Source organism: Pseudomonas kielensis (assembly GCF_030505375.1).
GTDB classification, from domain to species: domain Bacteria; phylum Pseudomonadota; class Gammaproteobacteria; order Pseudomonadales; family Pseudomonadaceae; genus Aquipseudomonas; species Aquipseudomonas kielensis.
Genome location: NZ_CP130043.1, coordinates 1969446 through 1980958 on the forward strand (window position 1 = coordinate 1969446; position 11513 = coordinate 1980958).

An 11513-nucleotide genomic window follows, 5' to 3' on the forward strand; every position below is an offset into this window, starting at 1 on the left:
TTGGAGGCTGCCGTCAGGGAAATCATTCACCGGGCTGAAGCACATAAATAACGCACTGATTGAAGCTCGTGCGGTTCAGCACCCAGACAAGAGCGTTTGAAATCTCAAACGAATCCTAGGATCAAAGGGGGTAAAGGACAATAGGTTGTTCGAAAAAAAGAACGAAAACCCCGTTTAACCTGAGGTTTTCTGATCAACGTCGCGAACACCCTCTTAACCGGCTGAAAACACCAGGCTATTCAGCAGCATGGACGCACGCTGTGCTTATGAGTATTATGGCGCCCGCATTGCACCAGTAGCTCAGCTGGATAGAGTACTGCCCTCCGAAGGCAGGGGTCGTGGGTTCGAATCCCGCCTGGTGCACCATATAAAACGAAAGGCCCGGGTGAAAACCCGGGCCTTTCGTCGTTTCACGCATCCACTTCGTCGCCAGGGCTCGGCGCCCCATGTCTGGAATTTTGCACCAGTTGCTCAATGAAGAACTCCACGTGCCCGCCAGGGTGAGCCGGCAGTGGCCAGGCGTCGATTTTTTGCGCCATGTCGCGAAAGGCGTTGGCGAACCTGGAACGCGGATACGCCTCGACCACCACCTGCCGCTTGCGTAAGGCCCTGGGCACTGACTCGTCGTTCGGCACCGCGCCCAAGTAATGTAAGTGCACGTCGAGAAGCCGATCGGTGACCTTCTCCAGCTCGGCAAACAGCTTGCGCCCCTCCCGCGCACTCGCTGCCTTGTTGGCCAGTACCCGAAAGCGGTGAATGCCGTATTGCTGATGAAGCAATTGGATCAGGTTGCAGGTACCACGAAACGCTGCCGGCTCATCACACGCCACCACGATCACTTCCTGGGCGGCACGCAGAAAACTCATCACCGTCTCACCGATACCAGCCGCCGTATCGATGACCAGAACATCCAGCTCATCACCAATACTGCTGAAGGCATGGATCAGCGCATGAAATTGCGCCGGTTGCAGGTGGGCCATGTCCGGCGAACCGGAACTTGCCGCGGCGACACGAATGCCTCCAGGTCCACGCACCAACGCATCCGCCAGTTCGCAACGCCCGGCAATGACATCCGCCAGGCGGTACTTGGGGGTCAGCCCCAGCAAGGCATCAATGCTGGCCAGGCCGAGGTCGGCATCCAGCAATACCACCCGCCGACCAGCCCTCGCCAAGGCCAGGGACAGATTGACCGCCACCGTGGTCTTGCCGACGCCACCCTTGCCGCCACTCACGGCAATAACGCGCACACGATGCACACTATTCATCTATTTTTCTCTTGCACACGCCGCATGCACCCGCCCGTCAAAAAACAGTGCCTGACACGCGCAGGCCAACAACCTGGCCAACGCGGCCCTACGCCGAAGGTTATGAATGCTTAGTCTCTGTATGTTGGCGACCATCTAATGAACTGCCGAAGTACGCCGCGAGAAACCAACGAAAAAACGGCGAAACTTTCACAGTGAAGTTAATGCCATGAGGCGACACAACCTGACTGGGTAGATCACTCGCTTACTTTGCCAATGAGTTAGACCTAAGTACAGCGTTACAGGCCCACTCGCCGCCTGTTAGTCCACAAAGCCCAGTCAACCACCGACAAAAAACAGCGGATCAGACCCACGCCAAGTAGAAAACAAACAATGCTCCGCCGTGCCACCAATCCTACAGGCTACCGGCACATGAAAAGTTGATTACTTAGGCCAAATTATAATTATCACTAAAGCATTAGCCTATGCTGATTTCATCCGAAAGGATGACCACCCGAACACCTAACTATCCGACTAATACAATGTTAATAAGATGTGCGCTGTATTATAACGTCCGCCTAGGAAGCCTTCTCCAGAGCCAGAAAGGCGAGCATGAGAGACCGTGATATTTTTTTGCCGCTAAAGTAGAAAAAGTTCATCAGTTGAATTAGAGTCCCTAGTGAGCTTTGGAGCCACCCTCTAAAGCCTTATATTTTATCGGGATATTGGAGAACCGTTCGCTGCAGAAGTAACAGCGGCGGAAGAGAAGGATCGCATATGCACAAGAAAACCGCGCGCCTAACTATATTGATCGATCTTCCGACTAAAAAGAAATTAGAGGACCTCTCTGAGACTGTCGATCTAACCGTGTCGCAGATTCTCAGAAAATTAATCAAGAACCACCTGAGCGAGTTCGATCAACCGATCAGCTTTTCACCGGAAGAAATAACCCGCGACGACACTTTCCCGCTCAATTAGAACGAAAGTACCAGTGTAAGTGTGACGCAGTTCACGCCAGCACTCCCTTATTACACCGCCCCTGCCGGGCGCGGGAAAACTGGATGAATTGCGTAGTGTTCGGTGACCGGACACAACAACGCTCATCCCCGGAATTCTGTGTTCATCTGACGTTGACAATGGATTTTCTTATGTCTTTGAAACAGCAATTAATCGCCTGTTACAACTTTTTTAAAGATCAGACAGCAGAGCCCATTGCCAGCACGGACACGCCGGCACCGTGCACCTTGTTTTTCTCCCTCAGCAACGGCACACAACGGGCGCGGGTGTTCCACAGCAGCGCCGACACCTTCGAGGCGGCGTGGAATCACGCACTGCTGAACTTCCCGCCACTATCGGCCGCGCCCCAGCAGGCTCAACCGCCCGAGCGGCTCTGGCTCAGGGTCGAGCGCGCGACCCAGGTGACGACGCTGTCGTGGGCCCAATTGCAGGAGCGCCTGCAGCGCCACAAACGCAATTACTTTCGCTACGGCATCGCCTTCGATCCGCAACTGAAGACCGCCCTGACCGAACAGGAAATCAACGCCAACGCGATCCTGTATGGCGGCTCCACCGTGCCGCTGGCCCGTTTCAACCTGGGCAATTTTTCGGTGTACGTGAAGAAACGCTTTGCCGATTCAGCAGCACTGGAGGCCGTCCAGCAGGCCCAATCCGACCCCCAGACCCCGGTGTACCTGTTCCAGACCCAGGGCGTTTTTTGTGCCGAAGACGGCGTCGCCCACGCCCTCACCAGCAGCGGGCCGGATGTCGGGCGACGCAAGACCTCGGCGCTGGACGCGGGCGAGATACGCGACAAAGTCGTCAGCGCCTCGGACTTTCTCGCCCGCCAGGTCAAGGCCAGCGGGGAATTTGTCTACGGCCAGTTCCCCTGTTTTAACCGCACCATCGAGAACTACAACGCCCTGCGCCACGCCAGCACGACCTATTCGATGGTCGAAGCCTGGGCGCTGACCAGGGACGACGCCCTCCTGGCATCGATAAAACGCGCCCTCGACCACCTCACCCTTACGCTGATCAGGCCCTACACCTTGCCCGACGGCAGCGCTGCCGCATTCCTGGTGGACGTCGGCGACGAAATCAAACTGGGCGGTAACGCGGTCTGCCTGTTGGCCTTGGTGAAATACAGCGAAGTCACTGGCAATCGCGACTATCTGCCGCTGCTGGCGGCGCTGGCCAACGGCATCGCCTGGATGCAGGATCCGCAGACCGGCGGCTTCAACCACGTCCTGCACGCCCACGATCTGTGCGTCAAAGCGCCGTTCCGGATTATTTACTACGACGGCGAAGCCGCCTTCGGCCTGATGCGTCTCTATGGCTTGAGTGGCGAAGAACGCTGGCTGCACGTGGTCGAGAAAGCCTTCGACTATTTCATCGCCAAGGAACACTGGCGCGAGCACGACCACTGGCTGAGCTACTGCGTCAATGAGCTAAGCCGCTATCGGCCCGAAGAAAAATATTTCCGTTTCGGCCTGAACAACTTCATCGACTACCTGGGATTTGTGCAGCAGCGCATCACCACCTTCCCCACCCTGCTGGAGTTGATGATGGCCGCTCAGCAGATGCTGCAGCGCATCGAGCAAATGCCGGCGCTGCGCCACCTGCTCAACGAGGTCGACCTGCAGGCGTTCTATCGTGCCTTGCACCACCGCGCCGGACACTTGCTCAACGGCTACTTCTGGCCGGAAATGGCCATGTTCTTTGGGCATCCGGCGCGCATCGTCGGCTCGTTTTTCATCCGCCATCACGCCTTTCGCGTGCGCATCGACGATGTCGAACACTATCTCTCGGGACTGATTGCCTATCACCGCTACCTGCTCGACGGCGCACCGCAGGTCCGCGCCGCTCAGCCAGACGTGCAGCAGGATGGCGCCGGCTGGCAGTGGGATGCGGCCAAAGTGCTGCAGGCTACCGGCGGCACCTGGGCGGTCGCGCCCGAGGCGGATTGGACAGCCAGCGGGCTGGCGCCGTCCATGGCCTACTTCAAGGCGCAACGCATGTTGAGCCGCCACCCAAGCAAGGTTGGCGCCAACGAGGCCCGGCTTGCACGCCTGTGGGCCAAGGCCGATCCGCAGCTACGCCCCTCGGCCCTGGTCTGCGTCGACCCCACGCCTTACCTGGGCAGTGGCCTGCCGGTGCTGCAAGTGCCGGACACCGCAGATGCCATGCTGCAAATGGGCCGTTACGCCCGGCAAGCCTTTGGCGGCCAGGTGTTCGGAGTCACCGGCAGCGCCGGCAAGACCACGGTTTGCGCCATGCTCACCCATGCCCTGGCGCAACTGGGCAGCGTGGCGCAGACCGAGGGCAACGCCAACCTGCCCCACGGGATAGCCTGGAACCTGGCCTGCATGACCGATCCGGCACGCTTCTGGGTCCTGGAAATGGCCGTCGGCCGGATGCCCATCAACTCCGAGCTGGTGCGCCCCCACGTCGCGGTCGTCACCAGCCTGGCCCCGGCACACCTGGAGTACCACGGCACCCTGGAGAACCTCGCGCGCAAGAAAAGCGCGATCTTCCGCTCCATGGCACCCGGCGGGCATGCGGTGCTGAACCATGACATGCCGTACTTCCAGGTGTTCGCCAATGCCGCCCGGCGCGCGCAATTGACGGTGCTCAGCTACGGCGAGCACGAGCACGCCGATCTGCGGCTGCTGGACTGCTGCACGACCCCTTCGTACCTGCAGGTCAATGCCAGCCTGCGCGGCACGCCCGTGCACTTCAAGTTGCGCGCCCGCGGCCACCACATGGTGCTCAACGCCCTGTCGGTGCTGGCTTCGCTGGTGTGTGCCGGCTTGCCCACGGCCCAAGCCCTGGCCGCGCTGGAGACATTCGCCGCAGTGGATGGCCGCGGCAATACACTGACCATCCCTTGCGGCGACGGTGACTACCAACTGATCAACGACGCCTACAACGCCAACCCGGGCTCGATGGGGGCGTCGCTGAAAATGCTCGCCGAACTGCCCGGCCGGGCCGATCAGCGCGTCGCCGTACTGGGGGATATGCTCGAACTGGGCCCCGACACCCAACGTTATCACCTGGAACTGGCCGAATCCCTGCTGGCCGCGGCCCCACGCCAGACCCTGCTCTGCGGACCGCTGATGCACGGCTTGTATGTGCAACTGCGCGATCAGTTGCCCATCGAGTGGTTCGAAGACGTCAAGGCCCTGCAGCAGCAACTGCCCCAACACGCCGCACGCTGGTTCCGCCCCGGTGATTGGGTACTGGTGAAAAGTTCGGGGGGCACCGGATTGTCCCAGGTGGTCGACTCACTGATGGCTAGCGAGCCCGCCGTCGCGGCGCTCTGACGCCATCCGGACTACGACTCGCTGACCCCAGCGAGTCGTCCCTTCAAGGTTGCGCGCACTGCGCCGCCGTCTTCAGCCCGATATCGTTGCGCAACTGATGAAACGCCGGTGCGATCGCCGGCGCTTCGATCAGTTGCGCCTGCAACCCGGCATCACGCAGCGCCTGGTAGAACTGCGCCTGCAACACAAAGGGGGCGACCTGGTCGTCGCGATTGCCCACCACAAACAACCGCCGATCGGCCACCTGGGCAATACCGGCGACATGCTCCAGCGGATCATACGGGTGCAGCAGGCCATTGGTGTCGCGCCCCTCGCGGGACGGCAGGCCTTTGCTGCGACGAATCATCTGGGCCCGTTCGAGCAAGGCAAAGGCCCCCGAGGTCATGACCGCGCACTGCACATCGTTGCGCCCCAGCGTGAGCAGGGCCGCCACCACCGTCGCCCCGCCGCTGTGCCCGAGCAGCACAAAGCGGCCGATGCCGTAGCGCTGGCGCAACTGGTCGAGCGCCGCGTCCAGCGCCTGGAACTCGGCGGGCTGACGCCGCTGGCCGTGGTTGCCGCTGGAACCGTAGGTCCCCGGGCGCGCAACGATCACCACCGGCACCCCGGCCCGCCGACTCAGGGCCGCCGCCTGCCGATCCTTGGCGCGCAGGGTATTGCCGGCGATGGCTGCAGGCGCGCGGTGCATTTCGATATTGCGGTCACCATGAAACATCACGATCACCACTGGCGCGTGCGCAAGCGGCACGGCACTGAAGTAGCGGATGCAGGCCTGGCCGTTGGCGTACTCGACCCACAGGGCCGAGTCCTGATCGGTGCAGGCAGCCGGGTCTGCCGGGGTATTCCACGGCAGTGGCAGGTCCTCCGAGCCCCGGGCCCACAAGGGCGCACTGACCGCCAGAGCCGCGCACGCCAGCCACCTGGCGACGCTCACCGAGCGCATGCCTAGCGCTCGCGCAAGGCTTCGCGCGCCCGGTTCATCGGCTTGATCAGGTAATCGAGCACGGTCTTCTGGCCGGTCTTGATATCCGCCGCCGCGATCATCCCCGGCACAATGGAAAACGCCTTGCCGGCCTTGTTGTGCAGCTCATTGTCATTGGTGCGAATGAACACGCGGTAGTAGAAGACCTCGGGTTTGACTTCATCCTGAATGGTGTCCGGGGAAATGGTCACCACCTTGCCATCCATGCTGCCGTAGATGGAGTAGTCATAGGCCGTGATCTTGACCTTGGCGTCCTGGTCGGGATGGATAAAGGCGATGTCCCGCGGGGAAATGCGCGCCTCGATCAACAGCTGGTCGTCCATCGGCACGATCTGCATCAAGCGGCCATTGGGTGGAATGATCCCGCCGATGGTGGTGACCTCGATGTCCTTGACGATCCCCCGCACCGGCGAGCGCAACGTCAGGCGCGTGACCGAGTCGGAACGGCCCTTGAGCACCGAGGACAGGGTCTGCACATCGGAGTTGGCCTTGGCCAGCTCTTCGCCGGCCCGCACCATGTATTCGGAGCGCGACTGGGTGAGCTTCAGCTCCAACTCGGACTTCTGGCGCTTCAGGCGCAGGACCTCGACGTTACTCGCGGCGCCGACCCGGGCCAGGTTCTCGGTGATCTCCAGCTCACTGCGCACCAGCCCCAGGGAGGCCCGCACCCCCGCCTGCGACTCTTCCAGCCCCTTGCGCCGGGTCTGGTACAAGTCGGTTTCGGCGCTCATCAGCGCCGGGTAGGCCTTGAGCTCGGGCGGAAAGGCCAGCGCGGTGCCGTTCACTTCCGCCTGCAACCGCGCCACGCTGGCCAGGGAGGCGCGGTACTTGGCGGCGCTCTCGCCGAAGTTGGACTCGGTCTTGGTCGGGTCCAGCTTGGCGAGGATTTCCCCCTGCTTGACGATATCCCCCTCAGCCACATTGAGCTCGGCGACGATGCCGCCCTCCAGCGACTGAATGACCTGCTCACGGGAGGTCGGGATCACCTTGCCGGTGCCGGTCGACACTTCATCGATTTCAAACAGGTAGGCCCACACCCCGAACGCCAGCAGCATCAGCGCCACACACCAGACGACCCGCGTCGAGCGCACGACCGTGACGTCATCCAGGCTGTCGTCGGCGTTCGAGTGGTCACCCTGGGTATGGCTGGAGCCTGCCAGTGGCACCCGTGTCGGGTCCGGGTTCGACCCTGGGGAACGATTGTTGTTTTCCATCTGAGCTATCCTTTTGCGCAGTCAGTGGCTGGGAACAGCCGGCTCACTGCGCCGGGTTCCGAGGTTTGGAAAGACGGGCAATGGCGTTGTCCTTGGTGTCATCGATGACCACCGCGCCGTTGTCGACGACGATGATCCGATCCACCAGGCTCAACACACTCATGCGGTGCGTGGCGATGATCAGCGTGCGCTGCGCGCCCCACTGGCCCAGGCTCTGGATCAGCTTGCGTTCGCTGGCGTCGTCGAGGGCCGCAGTCGGCTCGTCCAGCAGCACAATCTGCGGCTGGCGAATGATCAACCGCGACAGCAGCAGCGCCTGGCGCTGGCCACCGGACAGACCGAGGCCACCCTCCAGAATCATGTGGTCCATGCCCAGTGCGAACTTACTGATGAACTCCAGCGCACCAGTCAGCGCCAGCGCTTCGAGCAGGTCCTGGTCGCTGGCGTGTGCCGCCCCCAGCATCAGGTTTTCCCGCAGGGTGCCGTGGAACAGCCGGGAGTTCTGGGTCAGCAGGCCAACATCGCGGCGCACATCGGCCGGATCGATATGGCTCAGGCCGACACCGTCCAGGGTCAGGGAACCCGAACTGAGGTCGATCATCCCGGCCATGGCCTGCAGCAGCGTCGACTTGCCCGCGCCGTTGCGCCCCAGCACCGCGATGCGCTCACCCGGGGCAATCTTCAAGTCCTTGACCGTGAGGGCCGGCATCGGCGCATCTTCGGCGTACTTGAACTGCGCCTGCTTGAACTCATAGTCGCCGCGCACCAGCGGCAAGTGCACACGCTTGCTGCCTTCGGCCTGGTCGACCGGCATCTGCATGATCCGGTGCAAGCCCTGCAAGGCCACTTTGGCCTGTTGCCAGCGGGTCAGCACCAGCGTGATCTGCGACATCGGCGCCATCATGCGTGAAGCCAGGATCGACGCGGCCACCAGGCTGCCGGTGGTCATGTCGCCCGCCATCACCATTGGCGCACCGAACACCACCACCACCGCAAAGACGCCGCCCTGCACGCTCTGGGTCCAGGTCACCAACCCGCTGGTCAGCGTGCGCGAACGCAGACTGGCCTCGGCGGCGGTCGCGTTGTAGTGGTTCCATTGCTGCTGGAAACGCTGTTCGGCCTGCAGCATCTTGATGTCGTCCAGGCCCTGCACGGTCTCCACCAGCATGGCGCTACGCAGCGAACTTTCGCGCATCGACTGGTTGGCCAGCCTGGCCAGTTTTCGTTGCGACAACAGCCCCGGGATGATCAGGAACAGCACCGCGCCCAGCGGCACGGCCACCAGTGGCCCGGCGATAAACCAGTAGATCACCACGAACATCAGGAAAAACGGCAGGTCGGCCAAGGCACTGGCGGTGCTTGAGGTGATCAGCTCACGCAGCTGTTCCAGTTCGCGCAACTGGGAAATGAACGAGCCGGTGGATTTCGGCCGGGCGCTGTTGCGCAGACGAATGGCATGGCCGAAGACCAGGTCCGAGACCCGCATGTCGGCGCGCTTGCCGAGCAGATCGGTGATCCGCACGCGCATCACCCGCAGGACAAAATCGAAAAACAGCGCCAGCATCACCCCGCCGAACAACACGTACAGGGTCGGCATCGACTCGGCCGGAATCACCCGGTCGTACACCTGCATGGAAAACAGCACCCCGGCCAGGCCGAGGATGTTGGCCGCCAGCGACGCCAACATGACATGGCCGTAAGGGCGCAGGTCGCGCAGGACGATGTTCCTGAACCAGCTTTTCTCGTAGGGCTTGATGTAGTCGTCGACCCGCGAGTCCCGCGCCGCCTGCACGGGGCGCAGAATCAGCGCCTTGCGCGCCGACAGCAGCAGCTCGGCACGGCTGATGCGGCTTTGCAGGCCTTGGTCGCCGCTGTAGACAATGCCCAGCTCATCATCGTCGCTGAGGGTCTGCAGCACACCGATTTGCCCATCGTCGAACTGCAGCACCAGGGGCAGGCGCCGCTGCACCAACAGCGCGGGGCTGAAATCGACGACTTTCAGGCTCAGCCCGGCCTGGCGGGCCATTTGCCGCAGTACCTCGTCGACCCCGGTGCCCTTGCTCCACTGGGCGGCAATGCGCACATTCTGCGCCGAGCAATCCAGGCGATGGTGTCGGGCGACGGTGAGGATCGCTTCCAGCCAGCCTTCGTAATCGAGTGCACTGGCCGCCTCCAGGGTCTGGGGTTCGGTGGCGCCCTGGGGATCCAGGTTCACGGCGTCGTTCATGGTCGAATCTCCACACCTTGGATGGTGCCACTGTCCAGATTGAACGCCGTGCGCAAGGCGCTGCTGTTGTACAGGCAGTCGATTTCCAGACGGTGCAGATCCGCGGCGGTGTTGGCCCGGTCCATGGCAGCCTGGTGGATTTCCTGCTCGGCGTTCAACAGATCGAGCAGTGGCCGCGTGCCCAACTCAAGGTATTGCTGGCGATACAAATCGCGGGTTTCAGAAATGCTGCGTTCACGAAAATCCAGGGTGGTCAGGCGCTGTTCGAGGCTGGAGGTCTGGTCCCTCGCCTCGAGCAAGCCCTGACGTACCGCCAGGCGCGCGGCGTCGTTGGCCGCCTCGGCCGCCCGTAACGCCTGGGCCGCTGCCGATTTGCGGGCATTGATCGCGCCGCCCTGGTACAGCGGCATCTCGACGTTGAGGAAGATCCCGTAGCGCGTGCGGTCGCGCCCGCCCACGCTGCCATCCTCGTCATTGCTGTCCAGGTACTGGGTGGCCGACGGATCCAGCGACACCGTTGGCATCGCTTCGGCCCGGGCCTGGGCGATCTGCGCCTGGGCGTCGACCTGCTGCGCCTGGGCGATCAACAACGAAGGCGTCAACACTTCATCGGCATTGATGCCTTGGCAGGACTGGCGCAGCGTGCTCGGCACCTCGGGGGCGACACTGACCGGCGTGCGCGCGCCGAGCAGACTGCCCAGGCTGCTGCGCCAGCGGTTGTACAGCGCGGTGTATTGCAACTGCGTGGCAACGGCAGCCTCGACCCGCGAGCGCGCCTGGATCAGGTCGGAACGGGTGCTGGCGCCCATGTCGCTGCGCTTTTGCGCCAGGTCGGCAATGGCCGTCAAGCCCTTGACCTGCGCGCGGGAGATGTTGAGCAACGCCTGATAGCGTTGCAGTTCGATCACCGCAAAGGCGGTATCGCGCGCCACCTGGTCGATGGCCAGCAACACCGAAGCCTGCTTGCCATTGACCCGGGCCACGGCACTGTCCACCGCACTGTCCACTTTGCCGAAGTCATACAGCATCTGCTTAGCCGACAGGGTGAAGGCCTGGCTTTGGCCGTTACCGGTCAGGCCGCTGTCGTACCCGGAGTTGAACCCGCCACGAATCTGCGGGTAATAACCGGCACGGGCCACGGTGACATTGTCGTGTTGCTGGTACAGCTGGCCGATCGACTCGGCGATCGCGGGATGCCAGGCGACAGCCAGTTGAATGGCGCGCGGCATGTCGAGGTTGTCGGGGACTGCGCGACTGGGGGCCGCCGGCTGGCTGGCACCGAACGAATCACCCGGTAAATTCTTGCCCACATCGTTGGGGCTGATGGTGTTAATACTTTCGGGTTCGTAGTCGCGTGTCAGCGCTACGGCCCGCTCTATCGTCAATGGCTGTACGGCGACGGCCAACAACGCCACAAACAGGAACTCGAACCGATCCTTAGGTCTCAAGTAATGCTCCACATCAGCTTGTGATGAAAAAGATAGACGCATATTTGCCCTGCTGCCGACTCAATTTCAGCGACCTGCA

7 protein-coding genes and 1 tRNA gene are annotated in these 11513 nt (G+C 62.1%); 3 read left to right on the forward strand and 5 right to left on the reverse strand.

The window, feature by feature from the left end:
- Positions 1-289 precede the first annotated feature (289 nt).
- Positions 290-366, forward strand: a tRNA-Arg gene (locus Q1W70_RS09225).
- A gap of 44 nt (positions 367-410) precedes the next feature.
- Here Q1W70_RS09225 and Q1W70_RS09230 read toward each other — a convergent pair.
- Positions 411-1265, reverse strand: coding sequence for a MinD/ParA family ATP-binding protein (locus tag Q1W70_RS09230; protein WP_166590239.1), 855 nt, complete (start codon positions 1263-1265; stop codon positions 411-413).
- A gap of 756 nt (positions 1266-2021) precedes the next feature.
- On the opposite strand from Q1W70_RS09230, the gene Q1W70_RS09235 reads away from it, so the two are divergent.
- Positions 2022-2222 carry a hypothetical protein gene (locus Q1W70_RS09235; protein ID WP_166590238.1) on the forward strand — a complete coding sequence of 67 codons (201 nt, stop codon included), beginning with the start codon at positions 2022-2024 and terminating at the stop codon, positions 2220-2222.
- Positions 2223-2392: 170 nt separating this feature from the next.
- The gene (locus Q1W70_RS09240) at positions 2393-5563 is read left to right on the forward strand and encodes a UDP-N-acetylmuramoyl-tripeptide--D-alanyl-D-alanine ligase (protein WP_302098787.1); all 3171 of its coding nucleotides are present in this window, start codon (positions 2393-2395) and stop codon (positions 5561-5563) included.
- Between the two features lie 43 nt (positions 5564-5606).
- Here Q1W70_RS09240 and Q1W70_RS09245 read toward each other — a convergent pair whose 3' ends face one another.
- Genes Q1W70_RS09245 through Q1W70_RS09260 form a run of 4 tightly spaced genes read right to left on the reverse strand, consistent with a single transcriptional unit; the run spans position 5607 to position 11401 of the window.
- Entirely contained in the window at positions 5607-6497 is an 891-nt protein-coding gene (locus Q1W70_RS09245; RefSeq protein ID WP_166590323.1) for an alpha/beta hydrolase family protein, read from the reverse strand.
- An 11-nt stretch (positions 6498-6508) separates the two neighbouring features.
- On the reverse strand, positions 6509-7759 hold the full coding sequence (locus tag Q1W70_RS09250; protein WP_371927833.1) for an HlyD family type I secretion periplasmic adaptor subunit: 1251 nt from the start codon (positions 7757-7759) through the stop codon (positions 6509-6511).
- 43 nt (positions 7760-7802) lie between these two features.
- Positions 7803-9986, reverse strand: coding sequence for a type I secretion system permease/ATPase (locus tag Q1W70_RS09255; protein ID WP_166590236.1), 2184 nt, complete (start codon positions 9984-9986; stop codon positions 7803-7805).
- Positions 9983-11401, reverse strand: coding sequence for a TolC family outer membrane protein (locus Q1W70_RS09260; RefSeq protein ID WP_166590321.1), 1419 nt, complete (start codon positions 11399-11401; stop codon positions 9983-9985). Before Q1W70_RS09260 ends, Q1W70_RS09255 begins: the two co-directional genes overlap by 4 nt.
- Positions 11402-11513 lie beyond the last annotated feature (112 nt).

Coding starts and splice junctions, on each gene's coding strand:
- Q1W70_RS09230 (WP_166590239.1), bottom strand. CDS start 1,265: ATGAATAGTGTGCATCGTGTGCGCGTTATTGCCGTGAGTGGCGGCAAG.
- Q1W70_RS09235 (WP_166590238.1), top strand. CDS start 2,022: ATGCACAAGAAAACCGCGCGCCTAACTATATTGATCGATCTTCCGACT.
- Q1W70_RS09240 (WP_302098787.1), top strand. CDS start 2,393: ATGTCTTTGAAACAGCAATTAATCGCCTGTTACAACTTTTTTAAAGAT.
- Q1W70_RS09250 (WP_371927833.1), bottom strand. CDS start 7,759: ATGGAAAACAACAATCGTTCCCCAGGGTCGAACCCGGACCCGACACGG.
- Q1W70_RS09255 (WP_166590236.1), bottom strand. CDS start 9,986: ATGAACGACGCCGTGAACCTGGATCCCCAGGGCGCCACCGAACCCCAG.